The following is a 15509-nucleotide window of genomic DNA, read 5'->3' as shown; positions in this document are numbered from 1 at the left end:
ATCACACTCCCAGATAGGCTTGTCTCACCTGCGGATTCTCCAGTAATGCCTCGGCCCGATCTGCTGTCACCACGCGGCCATTCTCCAGAACGTAACCGAAGTCCGCGATGGAAAGGGCAACCTCGGCATTCTGCTCGATGAGGAGAATATCGACGCCAAGCGCTGAAATCTCACGGATCAGCGTGGCAACCCTGTTCACCACGACCGGGGCCAAACCGATCGTCGGTTCGTCAAGCAGCAAGAGCTTGGGCGCGCCCATCAGCGCCCGGGCGATCGCCACCATCTGCTGCTGGCCGCCGCTGAACGATTTCGTCTGTGTCGACAGACGGCTCCGCAATTCCGGAAACAGCACCAGAACACGATCAAAATCTTCGGCGACCTTCTGACGGTCGCGTCTTGCGTAGGCACCAAGCTCGAGGTTCTCGCGCAGTGTCATGTCGCCGAACAGCCGGCGTCCTTCCGGCACGATGCCGAGGCCGTCGCGCACCATCTGGTCTGGTCGGTGCCGGGTGCAGTCGGCGCCGTTGAACAGGACGGTGCCTGCCGTCGCGCGTACCAGTCCGCAGATCGCCTTGATTAGCGTCGATTTGCCTGCGCCGTTGGCACCGATCAAGGTGACGACGCTGTTGCGCTTTACCATTATCGACACATCGTGCAGGACCGGCACCGATCCATAGCCCGCACTCAAGCCTGAAACTTCAAGGGTTGCATGATCAAACGGCATGGGCAGCCCCCAGATACGCTTCGATGACGGCTTTGCTGCTTTGTATTTCCACAGGCGTTCCAGCGGCCAGAAATTCACCGTGATGCAAAACATGGATGCGATCGCAGATCGTCATGACGGCCTTCATGTTGTGTTCTACCAGCAGGATCGCTCGATCCTTCGACTTTCTGTACCCGTCGAGAACGCGAAGGACGGTGGCAACTTCCGTCTCGTTGAGACCGGTAAGCGGCTCGTCGAGACAAAGTAGTTTCGGCGCGGCGGCAATCGCGATTGCGATGCTGACCAGTCGCTGAAGCCCATGCGACAGGTTTCCCGCGAGCTCGTCGACTACGTCCGTAAGTCCCAGCAAGGCGGCCGTTTCCCGAACCTTCTCGGCGCGCCGGCTCGGTGCGATTCGTGCCAGCGTGCCCAGACGGATGTTATCGCCGACGCTCATGCTCCGCACGTAGCTGCCATGCTGGAAAGTCCGGACAAGCCCCGCCTTGCTTGCCGCGCCGACCCTGCCGCCCGGTAACTCCTGCCCGGCGAAAGTCACCTTGCCGACCGTCGGGGACATAAAGCCGCTGATGACGTTGAATGTCGTGCTTTTTCCGGCGCCGTTCGGTCCGATCAAACCAAAAATTTCGCCGGGCCGGACTTCGAGATTGAGGGCGTTCACGGCCATCAACCCGCCGAAGCGGCGGCTAACGCCCTCGACCTTAAGAAGGGGTTCAGTTTCAGTATGCATCTGCGCTCACCTTCCCGATCAGGGCGGCGCCGTTCAGCCGCAGTTTGCCGAGCAGGCCCAGGACACCTTTTGGCATCAGGAGCACCGCGATTATAATGGCGCCGCCATAGAGGAAATGCTCATCACCCCCAAATCCGATTGCATAACTTGACAGTGCGACAAGCAGGACGGCCCCCACAATGGGTCCCAGGAAATTGTCCTCACCACCAATCTTGACATAGGCGAGTGCGAAAGCCGCTAGCAGATAGCTGAAGTCGCCAGGGCTGATGACCTGGTTGACGAAGGCGTGAAGCCCGCCCGCAAGGCCAGCGGCAAAACAGGCACCGGATATCGCGATGACCTTGCAAATATAGGTTCTGATGCCGACGCTGCGGGCAACATCCTCGTTCTCCCGGATGGCGAAAAGTATTCGCCCGAAATTCGATCTCTCGACAAGATAGAATGCGAGCAGGAGCAGGAGCACAGTGCTCACGACGATAAAGGGCATCCAATCTTCGAATACGCGCGGCGGATAGATACCCACCATGCCGGACGTCCCACCGACAGCATCGATCTTGGAATAAGCCACGCGCATCGCTTCAGAGAAGGCAAAACCGATGAGCAGGAAATACGGCCCCTTAGCGCGTAGGGTGATCGCGCCGAAAACTGCGCTTGCCAGCGCCGTGATTACTCCAGCGACTAGAACCGCGAAGGCGAAGGGCAAGCCCAGCGCCGTGCTCAGATAGCCGGCGGAATAGGCCCCCAAACCGGTGAAGGCAGCCAGCGCGAAGTTCAACTCCCCCATGAGCATGACAAAGCGCAGGCTTGTGGCCAGAAGGGCGCTGATCGCCATCAGGTTCAGGATGCTTCTCAGGTAGATATCCTGAATCAGCAATGAGAGCAGAAGAGCCGTTCCGCCAAGGACGACCCATAGACCGAGAGGGAAACGCCTATCCACGACCGAGCACTCCTTTGGGACAGAAAAGCAGAACGATGATCACCAGCCCGAAGATAGCCAGAGTCGCATAGGAGGAATCCAAGTAGTAGCTGCCGAAGGTTTCGATCGAAGCGACAAAAATACTCCCCAGGATCGCGCCCGGCACGCTTCCTAGTCCGCCGATGATGACAGCGATGAACCCCTTGATTAGATAATCGGTACCGATGACGGGCGAGACAATGGTGACCGGCGCCAGAAGCGCGCCGGCGATGGCGGCGAGCAGCGAGGCAATCATGAAGCCAAAAAAGGCGATGCGCGCATAGGGCACGCCTACCATCATCGCCGCTTCATGGTCATAGGAAACGGCGCGCAGAGCCTTGCCCAACCTGCTGTGACCGAGTGTGAGGTAGAGCGACACTGCCATGAGCACCGCGACAGCGCACAGAAACAGCCGCTGGACCGTGACCTGTGCCCCGCCGATCGACACCCTGCCCGGAAAGATTTCGGGCACACCACGGACGGCCCCACCGAAAACATGCAGCAGGACCCCGTCGAGCAGCAAGACGAGGCCGATGGAAAGAATGAACGATCCTACGAGGTCGCGCTGAAAATAGCGAAAACCAAAGATGTAGAGGAGTGCGCCAACGCTCAAGGCTGCGGTGATAGCGACCAGGGAAGCCAGAACATAGGCGGCCGGGGCGGATAGACCGCCCGTGGCCAATGCTGGGAGCAGATAGGCAACGACCAGGGCCGCGACCGAAAAGATGTGGCCGTGCACGAAATTCACGATCCTCATCACCCCGAAGATCAGCGTCAATCCGAGGGAAAAAAGGACGTAAACAGCGCCGATCTGCAGGGCCGTAGCGCTAAGCTGAATGAAGGTTTGCATGAGAGTATCTCTACGATCCGGGCACTGCCCCTTTTATGGCGTCAACCGGGCAACTTCGACGAGCTTGCCGCCGATCACCTTGGTCACGATGATTGGCAGGCGCATCTGCTGATTGCGGCCGTAAAGCTCCTTTCCGTAGAAGCCTACTTCCTCGCCATAGAAGCTCTTGAAGGAGACCTGTGGAAGCACATCTGCCACGGTCTTGGGATCCACGCTGTCAGCCTTCTCCATCGCAGCCTTCAAAGCGTAGACGGAGTCGTAGAAGCCGATTTGGACCGCATTGAGCGACTCGCCGAGTTGGGCCTTTGCCTGTTCGTTCACCGCTTTCTGATGATCAGTCGCATTGTCGCCGTCGAAGGTCACACCTGCGCCCATATAGACACCTTCCGCCGCATCGCCGCCGGTGGCTTTCAGGCCGTCGGCTCCAGTGCCGACCTCGACCACCTTCACCCCTTTCCAGCCGAGCACATCAAGCTCCTTGAAGATCGCACCCGCATCCGCGGGCGGCGTCGCGCCCAGATCGATAATCGCCGGCTTGAGCGACTCAAGCCGTGCTGCGATAGGCTGAAATTCTGTTGTGCCGCGTTCATAGAAATCGCTCGCCGCAATTTCGACACCGTTCCTTCCCCAGACATCTCCCGCCAGCGCCTCGGTCTCCTTCCCGGTGGCATCATTCGGGTTCAGCATTGCGACGGACTTTGCCTCCGGGTACTGCTTTGCAATGTAGGCGATCAGAAGCGGTAGGATCTCGCCTGGCGTATTCATCTGCGTGAAGGTCATAGGGTGATCCACGCCCTTGATGCTTGCGCCCCACGCGACGGTAAACACCAGAGCGTCCTGCCGCTCTGCAAGCGCCTGCAAGGCCTGGACCGGTGCGGTCCCGACACTTCCGCCAATAAACTTGACGCCCTCGCGGTTCAGCAGCGCCTGGGCAACCTTAGTACCTTCAGCCGCATTGTATTTATTGTCGTACGACAGGCACTCGAAATTGTAGATCTCGCCGCCGACGGATACGCCGCCGCCTTCCCTGATCTCCCGGGCTGCGGTGTTGCAGAGGAATTCCGCCCCCTTGCCCCAGACTGCAGCCGCGCCGGAGAGCGGAACCGATAGGCCCAGCTTGATGACCTCCTCGGCCTGCGCGGCACCTGCGATCAGGCCGGCAAGCGCCAGCACGGCAGCTCCACTCTTCGATTGTCCCTTCATCATCATGTTGGTTCCTCCCTTAGATTGATATTTCAGCACGAATCCGTCGTCCTGCTTGTCAAGCAAGCATCCCGAGCTCGCGCATGATCTCGGTGTTGTGAGCGCCCAGACGGGGCGCCGGGTAGAGAGCCGCAGGCCCGGCGATCTGTGCCATGGGCGCCGCGATGGGCACGGCCTCTCCGCCGGGATATGAAAAGTAACCGCCGCCAAGCGTTTGCGACGCCTGCAATGCCTGCGCCGGCGTCAAGATCGGGACGCACGGAATGCGCGCCTGAGAGAGGCGGCGCAGGACGTCCTCGGATGTCTGCCTGCGGCACCAATCTGCGACCACCGCGCTCAGCGCCGCCCCGTTTTCACCGCGCGCGATGTCCGAGGCGTAATCGTCATGAACGACGAGATCCGGCCGTCCGATCTGCTCTGCGAAACGCGCGAACATGGCGTCGCCAATCACCTGAATCATGACCCAGCCGTCCTTCGTCTCGAAAGCGTCCGAAGGACCGGAGATTGGAGAGCGGTTGCCTGTGGCGACGCGGTGGCGCGCGCCAGTCGCCGCTTCGATCAGAATCGGGTTCATGATTGCGAGCGCATTCTGCATAAGAGAGGTTTCGACATGCTGTCCGTGGCCGCTCCTCATCCGGGCGATAACGGCCGCAAGCGTAGCATAGGCGGCAGTGATACCGGTGCTGTAGTCGACGTAGGAAACCGCCGCGCGCATGGGCATGCTGCCGTTTCCAGCAATATGCATCGCGCCGCTCAGCGCCTGACCCGTACCATCGAACCCTGTCAGATTCCGATTCTCCCCCGATGTAGAATAGGCGGAGATGGTCGTCAGGATTATGTCCGGCTTGAGCGCACATAATGCCGCGTAGTTCAATCCGACCTTCTCAAGCTGCTTCGGTGGCATATTGACCACGACGATATCCGATGTGGGAACCAGAGCCTTGAGCACCGGAGAGTCGGCAAGGCACCGGAAATCGAGCGCAAGCGAGCGCTTTCCTCGATTCATTTGGGTGTAGAGCGCGCCGTCCTGGTTAGCACCCAGAGGCATGACATCGCGGTCGGAGGCGCCCGTTGCGGGCTCCACCCGGATCACATCGGCACCGATATCCGCGAGAAGCGCCGCGCAGAGAGGGGCTGCGATATAGCGTCCAAAATCAAGAACACGCAGTCCTTCCAGTGCCGGCCCAATTGAATCGGTCTTTCCTCCCACAGCCATCTCCTCCTTCAGCCAACCTCGGTTTGGTTTGCCTTCTTTTGGGCTTTCAAACTGCGACGCGGCGTGCTAGCAATTCTCCATAGTGAATATCATTCACACATTCATTGAAGCGACACAAGCCAAAAATTGGCCTGCGGCTTCAGAAGCGTGGGAGAGAAAAATGGAACTCCGTTCTGACGTTCCGAAAATTTGGAACTATGCCGCGTTCGAAGAAGGCCAAGACCTCGGCACGTCGATGCTGAGTATCGACGATGCGAAACTGCGCCTTTGGGCCGCGATTTTTGATCGCCCCTACTGTGCAGCTAAGCGTCAGCCGTCAAATAGCTTGCTCATCAGTGTGATGATGGAGGCCTATTTGTTCGTGGCGCAGCCGCGGCCACCGGGGAACATCCATGCGGGCCAGAAACTGCATCTCTCAGGCCGTGCACCCCGAATGGACGAGGCGCTTATTGTCACTACCCGCGTGACGAAGAAGGAAGAGCGCAAAGGCCGAAAGTGGCTGACCTTCGAAAGCCGAATTGTATCAGGCGGTGACGCGCTGCTTACCGGCGAAATTCTCACGATCTGGGCGGAGTAAAACCATGGAGCAGACGAGGAGTGCCGCTCGGCCCATACGGCTTGCCGAGGCCCGAATCCAAACCAGTGCGATGAAGACCGCGCGATATGCCGAGCTGACGGCCGACTTCAACCCCATTCATGTGGACCCGGGCTTCGCAACGAATACCGTCTTCGGGGGCCCGATCAATCATGGGACGCTAGGCCTGTCATTGTTAGCCCAGGCCATCGAAACGACTTTTGGCTGCGTGCCGCACGAATTGGACGTCCGCTTTTCGCGGCCGGCACCCGTCGGAAGCGTGTTGGTGACAGGCGGCGAGGTGAACTCAGCCGACGGCAGCTACCATGTCCATGTGACGACCGAGGACGGCGTACGAGTGATCGAAGGCACGCTTCGGCTCAACGACTAATCAGCGACGAACAGGAACGAGACACCGATGAACGAGATAGACAACGAAACCTTTTCGCAACTTAAGGACGCGATCGAGCGCTTCGTTAGGGAGCGGCTGGTGCCCAACGAGATGCGCGTCGAAGAAACCGACGATATCCCCGAGGAGATTGTCAAAGAGATGAAGGAACTCGGCCTTTTCGGCCTAACGATTTCGCCCGATTATGGCGGCATCGGCCTGAACTGCCGGCAGGAATCCGAGATCGCGATGATACTTGGTCAAACGGCGCCCGCCTTTCGGTCGCTGTTCGGGACAAACATCGGCATCGGTGCGCGCGGCCTAATTCTCGCCGGCACCGAAAAGCAGAAGGAAACATATCTGCCGAAGCTTGCATCTGGGGAGATGATTGCCTCGTTTGCGCTCACCGAGCCGGACTCCGGCTCCGACCCCTCAAGCCTCACCACCAAAGCGATCCGCGACGGTGACGATTACCTGATCTCGGGCACCAAGCGCTACATCACGAATGCCGCGCGGGCGGGACTGTTCACCGTCATGGCCCGCACCGATTTCGAAGCGGCGGGCGCCGGCGCGATTTCGGCCTTCCTCGTTCCCGCGGATGCTCCGGGCATCACGCTTGGGGCAAAGGACAGGAAGATGGGCCAGCGCGGGACGACGACGTGTGATGTGATCTTCGACAATGTGCGGGTCCCTTCCGAAGCCATTATCGGGCTGGAGCCTGGACAGGGCTTCAAGCTGGCGATGCGCGTCCTGGACCGCGGCCGCATCCATATAGGGGCTTTGGCTACGGGGATGTGCAAGCGCCTGATCCAGGAAATGCTGGCCTTTGCCCAAGACCGCCGCCAGTTCGGTCAGCCAATCGGGGAATTCCAGCTTATCCAGGCCATGATCGCCGACAGCTATACGGACTTTACAGCGGCGCAGTCACTCGTGCGCGCGACGGCTGCCGAATATGACGCCGCAGGCTCCGCCCGCATAAACGCATCGGCGACGAAATATTTCGCGACGGAGGCAGTCGGCAGGATCGCCGACCGTGCCGTTCAGGTTCATGGCGGCGCCGGGTACATGACAGAATATGCAGTCGAACGGTTCTATCGCGATGTGCGGCTGTTCCGGATCTACGAGGGGACGAGCCAAATCCAGCAGTTGTTGATCGCCCGCCAGCTCATCAAGAACGGCCTGTGATTGCGGAGGACAAGCCATGACGGAAACATCTATGCTCAAGGGTAAATCCATCGTCGTGACCGGCGCCGGCGGCGGCATCGGCCGGGCAATCGCTCTGGTCGCGGCAGCCGAAGGTGCATGCGTCGTTGTCAACGACATCGGCGCCGCGCTCGACGGCAGCGGGAGCGATGAGGGTCCGGCGCATCGGGTCGCCGCGGAGATCCATCAGGCCGGCGGTCAGGCCGTGGCGGACACATCGAGCGTCAGCGAGGCCGACGGCGCGGAAGCCATGGTTGCGGCCGCGATCAAGGCGTTTGGCCGCATCGACGGCGTGGTCAACAATGCCGGTGTTCTGCGAGACGGCTTCTTTCACAAAATGCCCGCAGAGCATCTCGATCAGGTGCTGAAGGTGCATCTTTACGGCAGTTTCAACGTAAGCCGCGCAGCCGCGCCCCATTTCAAGGAGCAGGGCAGCGGAGCGTTCGTGCATATGACATCCACCTCCGGCCTGATCGGCAATCTCGCTCAGGCAAACTATTCGGCAGCGAAGCTGGGCGTCGTAGGGCTGTCTAAGTCCATTGCGCTCGACATGCAGAAATTCGGCGTGCGCTCCAATTGCATCGCGCCCTTCGCCTGGAGCCGGATGATCAGCTCCATCAAGGCCGAGACCGACGATCAGAAGGAACGTGTTGCCAGGCTCAAGCAGATGACGCCGGACAAGGTCGCGACGATGGTCGCCTATCTTCTGTCCGACGCAGCACGGGAGGTGAACGGGCAGATCTTCAGCGTGCGCAACAACGAAATCTTCCTGTTCAGCCAGCCGCGACCCATCCGCTCGGTCCATCGGGGAGAGGGATGGACCGTCTCCGACATTGCCGAGCATGCAATCCCGGCGTTAAAGGCCGACTTCTATCCACTCGAAGTCTCGGCCGACATCTTTTCTTGGGATCCTGTCTGAACCGGCCACGCCGAACATTTCTTTCGGCGCGCCCGATCTGGCGCTGCGTGTCATTTACAGATATTGGTTTGAAAAAGGATCAGATCGACGCATATGCCGAAAGAAGAAGCGGTCAAAGGAAAGTCAGTTGGCGCAGTCCATAACGGCCTTCGAATTCTCCGTTACGTATCTGAGCAGGGCACGCCCACGGGCGTGAACCAGATCGCACGGGCAACGGGAGTTAGCGTTAGCACCAGCTTCAACATTCTTGGCACGCTGCTCCAGGAAGGCCTTGTCACATTCGACGATGCCACGAAAACCTACTCACCGGGTATTGGTCTTCTCGGCTTGGCGGTTCCGCTGCTGTCGGCAAATCCGGTGGATATTGTGAGGCCGGAGATCGAAGAACTCTCGCGCAGACATAACAGCCTGATCTGCCTTTGGAACTTTACCGCCGACGAACGCATCGTGCTCAGCAACAGGGCGTCGTCATCGAAGACAGTACGGGTCGACATGAATTTGGGTGCACGTCTCCCAGCCTATGTCGGAGCCGTGGGACGCTGCTATGCGGCGCTCCAGAACATACCGGATGACGCGCTGCGTCGGACATTCGAAACATTGACCTGGCAAACGTCCCCGGGTTTTGAAGAATATCGATCGGATGTCGCCGCCGCCCGCAAGAACGGCTTCGCCTTCGATTTCGGAAACCTCTTCAACGGTCTTGAGGTCGCAGCGGCGGTCGTTACCGATTCTCATGCCCGCGCGCGCTACGGACTTAGCGGTATTTCGATTGCAGGTCAGCAATCACGCGCCCAAATCCAGAACCTTGCGGATGATCTCAAGCGCTCCGCGGATTGGATCGGCTCCAATTTCTTCGGGGCGCCGTCGCATCGCTGACGGCAATTGCGTCTGACGCGCACCTTTCGGCAAGGGCTGGCGCAGTCATGTTGCCCACAAGGGCACAGGATGCAGCGGTCCTGTTTATCCATCCGCCCAAAGCGCCTGGCCCTCCTGCCGTGCGCCAGCCCATATGCCCGATCCGACGAGATCGTCGATGATCTTTCGGGTGAGCTGGATGATCGCGGCGGCCGCATGACTGGATGGTCTGCTGGTATCCCAGACCAGAAACACGTTTCGGCGCAATTCGTCCTTATGGAACTTCAGTACTCGAAGGTGACCATCACCAGCGTTTGCGGCGACGGCATGGAGCGGAAGTATCGAGTAGCCATATCCTTGCTGTACGAGCGTTTTGATGTTTGAGTAGGAGTCCAGTTCGACCGTGGCATTTAGGGTGATCCTGTGCTGCTTGGCCCAAACGTCAAGCAGGGTTCGGAGACCATGCGCCGGGCTCGGCAAAATGAGCGGCACCGTGGTCAGATGCTCAGGCTGAAAGGGTTCCTCCATGACAGCACCCTTCGGCGCGATCAGAACAAGTTCCTCGCTCAGTAGAAGATCCGAGCGGAAACGCTGGTCTTCGGCGGGCAGGTAGAGGATCGCGATATCGGTCTGTCCCTCCCGCAGCCAGTCGAGAACGAAGCCGCTCATTGCTTCGCCGATCGTCAGACGGATACCGGGATAACTCTCCTTCCCCGCAAGAACGAGAGGCACGGAAAGAATGCCGCCGATCGTGCCCGGCAGTCCGAGGCGCACATCGCCGGTGGGCGAAGAACCTAGGTTGCGTATATCGTCTTCCAGCCGCGTCATCTCGTCCAGAAGCATTCGCGAACGCCGTGCCATAAGCTCTCCGGCCTCAGTCAGGGAAACACCCCGCGCCTCGCGCGCAAGCAGCTTGACGCCGAGACGTTCCTCCATGTTGCGCACATGCAATGACAGCGCCGGCTGCGCGATGCCGAGCTGCTGGGAGGCTGCCGAGATAGACCCGAATTCCGCTATCGTCCGGAAATACCGCAATTGTCTCAAATCCATGGAACTCTCCGGTCACGCGCTGAACCCATACAAACATGTTATATCTAAAATCATAAACATATATTTGTGCGATGCCATAGAAAAACGTATCGTCGTGCGAACTTCGATGCGGAGGTATGCAGGTGACGACGACGAATAACGAAGACTATCCAGAGATTCGGGCCGGCGTCCGCGCGCTGTGCGCACAATTTTCCGACGAATATCACAGAAGAATTGACGAGAAGCGAGCCTATCCCGAGGCTTTCGTTGATGCCCTGACGCGCGAAGGATGGATGTCCGCGTTGATCCCCGAACAATATGGCGGCTCAGGGCTCGGCTTGACGGAGGCCTCCGTGATTATGGAGGAGATTAATCGATCCGGCGGCAATTCCGGAGCCTGCCATGGCCAGATGTACAATATGAACACGCTGATCCGCCACGGGTCGGAGGAGCAGCGACAAAAGTACCTGCCCAAGATTGCCACAGGAGAACTGAGGTTGCAGTCGATGGGCGTGACAGAACCGACCACCGGCACCGACACGACCAAGATCAAGACCACGGCCGTCAAGAAGGGCGACCGCTACGTCATCAACGGGCAAAAGGTGTGGATCAGCCGTGTCCAGCATTCGGACCTGATGATCCTTCTAGCCCGCACGACGCCGCTGTCGGACGTCGTGAAAAGATCTCACGGTTTGTCAATCTTCCTGGTCGACATCAGGGACGCGGTGAAGTGCGGCATGACCGTCAAGCCCATCCCAAACATGGTGAACCACGAGACGAACGAGCTCTTCTTCGACAATCTCGAGATTCCGGAAGAGAACCTGATTGGCGAAGAGGGGAGCGGGTTCAAGTATATTCTGACTGGCCTAAACGCAGAACGCGTCCTGATCGCTGCCGAATGCATCGGCGACGGTTATTGGTTTACCGAGCGTGTCAGCAAATACGTCTCTGAACGCGAGGTGTTCGGACGACCGATCGGTCAGAATCAGGGTGTACAATTCCCCATTGCCGAAGCCTTCATCGAAGTGGAGGCGGCGAACCTCATGCGATTTGATGCGTGCCGACGTTACGATGCCGGTCTGGATTGCGGCGCTCAAGCCAACATGGCGAAATATCTCGCTGCGAAGGCGTCGTGGGAAGCGGCCAATGCCTGTCTACAGTTTCATGGAGGCTTTGGCTTCGCCAACGAATACGACGTCGAGCGCAAGTTCCGCGAGACCCGGTTGTATCAGGTAGCACCAATCTCGACAAACCTCATCCTGTCCTACGTCGCCGAACATGTTCTGCATCTGCCGAGGTCATTTTGATGATGCGCCCGCTTGAAGGGATAAAGGTCATCGCGATCGAGCAGGCCGTGGCTGCGCCATTCGTGACCGTCCGACTTGCCGATGCCGGCGCCGACGTCACCAAGGTCGAACGTCCCGAAGGCGACTTTGCCCGGGGCTATGATGAGGTTGCGAAGGGGCAGTCAAGCTATTTCGTGTGGCTCAACCGCGGCAAGACGTCGATAACGCTGGACCTTGCCTCCCCGGAAGGCCAGAGCGAATTGACCCGCTTGCTCGGCGATGCCGATGTGCTGGTTCAGAACCTTAAATACGGGGCGCTTGCCCGGCTCGGCTTTTCCTTCGAGCGGTTGGAGACGGAGTTTCCCCACCTGATCGTCTGCTCGATTACTGGCTACGGCGAAACTGGCCCAATGGTGGATCGTAAAGCGTACGACCTCCTGATCCAGGCGGAATCGGGCTTGTGTTCCATCACCGGCGGCCCATCCGAACCGGCGCGGGTTGGCCTATCGGTCGTGGACATCGCGACCGGCGCGACCGCATATTCGGCAGTCTTGGAGGCAATCCTCCTGCGTGCGGTGACCGGCAGGGGCTCGGCAATTTCGATCTCCATGTTCGATGTGATCGCCGATTGGCTCACCGTGCCGCTTCTCAACCACGAAGGAGGAAGGACCCCTCATCGGGTCGGAATGGCGCATCCCTCCATCGCGCCTTATGGTGTGTTTACCGCCGGCGATGGCCGCCAGATCCTGATCGCGATCCAGAGCGACCGGGAATGGGCGAAATTCTGCGACATCTTCTTGAACCGCCCCGAACTGAAGGACGACCCCCGGTTCTCGATCAATGCTGCGCGCGTCAGAAACCGCACAGAGACCGACGCAGCTGTCGCCGCTGGTTTTGCAACCAGATCCGAAAAGGAGGCGTTCTCCACCCTGGAACGGGCCGATATAGCCTTTGCCTCAGTCAACGACATGGCCGGTCTTTCGGCTCATCCCCATCTTCGCCGGATTACCGTTGATACGCCGAACGGTCCGGTTTCCTATCCCGCACCCGCCCCGGTTTGGCGCGGCAGGACGCAGAATTATGGGCCGGTGCCGATGCTGCAACCTTTGTCCGGGAAGGATTGATCATGCAACTCGACCTCGACCACCTTAGGGGCTGGATCGGCCGCGAAGACCAGAACAGCGAGATGCTGACACAGGCGTCGGTCGACCGCTTCGAAGCGACTTTCGATCGAACCTCCCGTTACGGGACGGCTGCCTTGCCGTTGCTCTTTCACTTTTGCCTGTCGCAGCCGATGGTGCCGACGGCGGAACTTGGAGCGGACGGGCATCCCGCCCGCGGTGGCTTTCTTCCGCCCGTTCCTTTGCCGCGCCGCATGTGGGCAGGCGGAGCGATCGATTTCCATTCGCCATTGCGGATCGGCGAGATTGTCACGCGGCGTTCCGTCGTCGAGGATGTGGCGGTCAAGCGGGGCCGCACCGGAACGCTTTGCTTCGTCACGGTCCGCCATGCCATCGAGAGCGATGGGCGGCTGGTGCTGACAGAACGCCAAGATATCGTATACCGCGATGCGGTGTCGCCCCCCACGCCAGACAGAAAGGCAGTGGAGAAAGCTCCGGTGGGCGAAAGCTCGGTGCAGGTCGACGTAACTGCTGCTTTTCTGTTCCGCTATTCCGCGCTGACCTTCAACAGCCATCGTATTCACTACGACGCCCCTTATTCGCATGAGGAAGAACATTATCCCGGTCTCGTTGTCCACGGACCGCTACAGGCGACCATGCTGTGCCAACACGCAGCCGACTGGTGTGGTGCCGCCCCGAAGCGTTTCAGGTTCCGCAGTCTCGCACCCGTTTTCGGACCCGGCATGTTCACCGTGAACGCCTCCTCCGACGGTAACACGATGAAGCTGTGGACGGCGCGAAACGATGGCTCGGTCGGGATGGAGGCGACCGCAGAATGGTAGCGCTCGACGACATGTGCACACTCCTGTTCGTTCCGGCCAACCGAGCCGAACGCTTTGCCAAGGCGGCTGCGTCTCGCCCGGATGCCGTCATCCTTGATCTGGAGGACGCGGTAGCGAGCGGAGACAAGGACACCGCCCGGAGAATGCTGGAATGCGGCTTCACGGATCTGCCAGTTTTGGTGCGCATCAACCCCCTTGGGACGCCATGGCATGATGCTGATTTGCGGGCGGTCATCGCGCTGCGTCCCGCCGCCGTCATGCTTCCGAAAGCTGACAATCCGAGACAGATCGCAGGCGTTACCAAAGCACTCGGCGACATTCCGCTTCTGGCCCTCATCGAGAGCGCTCGTGGCATGGCGGAGGCCCGCGCGATCGCGTCTCTTCCCAGCGTCCGGCGTCTTGTCTTCGGCTCTGTGGATTACTGCGCCGATCTCGGAATGTTGCATGAGCAGTCTCTGCTCCTTCCGGCGCGCAATGAGTTGGTGCTCGCGTCCCGCCTGACGAGCATCGCTGCCCCTATCGATGGCGTGACGACAAGGCTCGATGACCCAGAACTGCTGCTCGGCGACGCAGCCCACGCCCGTGCCGTCGGTATGACCGGAAAGCTCTGCATTCACCCCAAGCAGGTCGAAAGCGTCAGAGCGGCTTTCACCCCTGGCGAGAAAGAAATTGCTTGGGCGAACAGGGTTCTTGCGGCGAGGGACGGCGCCGTCGCGATTGATGGGGAGATGGTGGACGCACCTGTACGAGCCAAAGCGCGCCGCATCCTTGCTGCGGCAAGACCGCAATAGCACTCGCCCAGTTCCCCGATATCATGGATCAGTTCCTCCGGGGCGATCAGAGGAGACCCACGCAGATGAAGATCCTAGTCCCCGTCAAACGCGTTGTCGACTACAACGTCAAGATCCGCGTCAAGCCGGATGGGACGGGTGTGGAGCTCGCCAACGTCAAGATGTCGATGAACCCCTTCGATGAAATCGCAGTCGAGGAAGCCCTGAGGCTGAAGGAGGCCGGCAAGGCCGAGGAAGTGGTGGTCGTCTCCATCGGCCCCGCCAAGGCCGAAGAGACGCTGCGGACGGGCCTTGCAATGGGTGCGGACCGGGCAATCCTGGTAGAGACCGATGAGACAGTCGAGCCGCTTGCTGTTGCCAAGATCCTCAGGGGTGTCGCCGAAGCGGAAGCGCCGGGCCTCGTTATCATGGGCAAGCAGGCGATCGACGACGACAGCAACCAGACCGGCCAGATGCTCGCCGCGCTTCTGAAGTGGGGCCAGGCGACCTTCGCCTCCAAGGTCGAGCTCGGCGACGGCGCCGCCAAGGTGACCCGCGAAGTCGACGGCGGGCTGCAGACGGTGGAAGTGAAGCTTCCGGCCATCGTTACCACCGACCTTCGCCTCAACGAGCCGCGCTATGCCTCGCTGCCCAACATCATGAAGGCGAAGAAGAAGCCGCTCGACAAGAAGACACCGGCCGACTTCGGCGTCGACACGGCGCAGCGCCTGAAGGTGCTGAAGACCGAGGAGCCGAGCGGACGCAAAGCCGGCATCAAGGTCGCAAGCGTGGCCGAGCTCGTCGAGAAGCTCAAGACCGAAGCCGGCGTGCTTTAAACCGGAAGAAC

17 protein-coding genes are annotated in these 15509 nt (G+C 59.8%); 10 read left to right on the top strand and 7 right to left on the bottom strand.

Annotation, left to right across the window (positions count from 1 at the left end; genetic code table 11):
* Window position 1: 1 nt before the first annotated feature.
* From FJQ55_RS21590 to FJQ55_RS21565, 6 genes are read right to left on the bottom strand one after another with little or no spacing between them, the layout of a single operon-like run.
* Entirely contained in the window at window positions 2–724 is a 723-nt protein-coding gene (locus tag FJQ55_RS21590) for an ABC transporter ATP-binding protein (RefSeq protein WP_140831894.1), read from the bottom strand.
* Entirely contained in the window at window positions 714–1451 is a 738-nt protein-coding gene (locus FJQ55_RS21585) for an ABC transporter ATP-binding protein (RefSeq protein WP_140831892.1), read from the bottom strand. The genes FJQ55_RS21590 and FJQ55_RS21585 overlap by 11 nt, the downstream gene beginning before the upstream one ends.
* The gene (locus FJQ55_RS21580; RefSeq protein WP_140831889.1) at window positions 1441–2388 is read right to left on the bottom strand and encodes a branched-chain amino acid ABC transporter permease; all 948 of its coding nucleotides are present in this window, start codon (window positions 2386–2388) and stop codon (window positions 1441–1443) included. Before FJQ55_RS21580 ends, FJQ55_RS21585 begins: the two co-directional genes overlap by 11 nt.
* Window positions 2381–3256: a branched-chain amino acid ABC transporter permease gene (locus FJQ55_RS21575; RefSeq protein WP_140831887.1), complete on the bottom strand. Its 876-nt coding sequence runs from the start codon at window positions 3254–3256 to the stop codon at window positions 2381–2383. The genes FJQ55_RS21580 and FJQ55_RS21575 overlap by 8 nt, the downstream gene beginning before the upstream one ends.
* Before the next feature lie 33 nt (window positions 3257–3289).
* Entirely contained in the window at window positions 3290–4465 is a 1176-nt protein-coding gene (locus FJQ55_RS21570; RefSeq protein ID WP_208758252.1) for an ABC transporter substrate-binding protein, read from the bottom strand.
* Between the two features lie 52 nt (window positions 4466–4517).
* Entirely contained in the window at window positions 4518–5669 is a 1152-nt protein-coding gene (locus tag FJQ55_RS21565) for a CaiB/BaiF CoA transferase family protein (RefSeq protein WP_161597023.1), read from the bottom strand.
* Window positions 5670–5835: 166 nt separating this feature from the next.
* Here FJQ55_RS21565 and FJQ55_RS21560 point away from each other — a divergent pair, with 166 nt between their 5' ends.
* The 5 genes from FJQ55_RS21560 (at window position 5836) to FJQ55_RS21540 (ending at window position 9635) form a co-directional block, all read left to right on the top strand.
* Window positions 5836–6252 carry a hypothetical protein gene (locus FJQ55_RS21560; protein ID WP_140831882.1) on the top strand — a complete coding sequence of 139 codons (417 nt, stop codon included), beginning with the start codon at window positions 5836–5838 and terminating at the stop codon, window positions 6250–6252.
* Window positions 6253–6256: 4 nt separating this feature from the next.
* The gene (locus FJQ55_RS21555; protein WP_140831880.1) at window positions 6257–6640 is read left to right on the top strand and encodes a MaoC family dehydratase; all 384 of its coding nucleotides are present in this window, start codon (window positions 6257–6259) and stop codon (window positions 6638–6640) included.
* A 27-nt stretch (window positions 6641–6667) separates the two neighbouring features.
* Window positions 6668–7822, top strand: coding sequence for an acyl-CoA dehydrogenase family protein (locus FJQ55_RS21550; RefSeq protein WP_140831878.1), 1155 nt, complete (start codon window positions 6668–6670; stop codon window positions 7820–7822).
* A gap of 16 nt (window positions 7823–7838) precedes the next feature.
* Window positions 7839–8759 (top strand): SDR family oxidoreductase, encoded by a 921-nt coding sequence (locus FJQ55_RS21545; protein ID WP_246085237.1) that lies wholly within the window; start codon window positions 7839–7841, stop codon window positions 8757–8759.
* A 93-nt stretch (window positions 8760–8852) separates the two neighbouring features.
* On the top strand, window positions 8853–9635 hold the full coding sequence (locus tag FJQ55_RS21540) for an IclR family transcriptional regulator (protein WP_140831876.1): 783 nt from the start codon (window positions 8853–8855) through the stop codon (window positions 9633–9635).
* Between the two features lie 84 nt (window positions 9636–9719).
* Here the strand turns inward: FJQ55_RS21540 and FJQ55_RS21535 are convergent, their stop codons facing one another.
* The gene (locus tag FJQ55_RS21535) at window positions 9720–10664 is read right to left on the bottom strand and encodes a LysR family transcriptional regulator (protein ID WP_140831874.1); all 945 of its coding nucleotides are present in this window, start codon (window positions 10662–10664) and stop codon (window positions 9720–9722) included.
* Between the two features lie 122 nt (window positions 10665–10786).
* Between FJQ55_RS21535 and FJQ55_RS21530 the strand changes: the two genes are divergently transcribed.
* The 5 genes from FJQ55_RS21530 (at window position 10787) to FJQ55_RS21510 (ending at window position 15498) form a co-directional block, all read left to right on the top strand.
* Window positions 10787–11950 (top strand): acyl-CoA dehydrogenase family protein, encoded by a 1164-nt coding sequence (locus tag FJQ55_RS21530; RefSeq protein WP_140831872.1) that lies wholly within the window; start codon window positions 10787–10789, stop codon window positions 11948–11950.
* Window positions 11951–11952: 2 nt separating this feature from the next.
* Window positions 11953–13053, top strand: a complete 1101-nt coding sequence (locus FJQ55_RS21525) for a CaiB/BaiF CoA transferase family protein (protein WP_140831996.1) — start codon at window positions 11953–11955, stop codon at window positions 13051–13053.
* A gap of 2 nt (window positions 13054–13055) precedes the next feature.
* Window positions 13056–13892 carry an HTD2 family dehydratase gene (locus tag FJQ55_RS21520; RefSeq protein WP_140831869.1) on the top strand — a complete coding sequence of 279 codons (837 nt, stop codon included), beginning with the start codon at window positions 13056–13058 and terminating at the stop codon, window positions 13890–13892.
* Window positions 13886–14683 (top strand): HpcH/HpaI aldolase/citrate lyase family protein, encoded by a 798-nt coding sequence (locus tag FJQ55_RS21515; RefSeq protein ID WP_140831867.1) that lies wholly within the window; start codon window positions 13886–13888, stop codon window positions 14681–14683. Before FJQ55_RS21520 ends, FJQ55_RS21515 begins: the two co-directional genes overlap by 7 nt.
* Before the next feature lie 65 nt (window positions 14684–14748).
* On the top strand, window positions 14749–15498 hold the full coding sequence (locus FJQ55_RS21510) for an electron transfer flavoprotein subunit beta/FixA family protein (protein ID WP_140831865.1): 750 nt from the start codon (window positions 14749–14751) through the stop codon (window positions 15496–15498).
* The last annotated feature ends 11 nt before the right edge of the window (window positions 15499–15509 follow it).

Source organism: Rhizobium glycinendophyticum (genome assembly GCF_006443685.1).
GTDB lineage: Bacteria > Pseudomonadota > Alphaproteobacteria > Rhizobiales > Rhizobiaceae > Allorhizobium > Allorhizobium glycinendophyticum.
The sequence above is the reverse complement of the archived record's forward strand: the minus strand, read 5'-3'. Positions and strand labels throughout refer to the sequence as shown.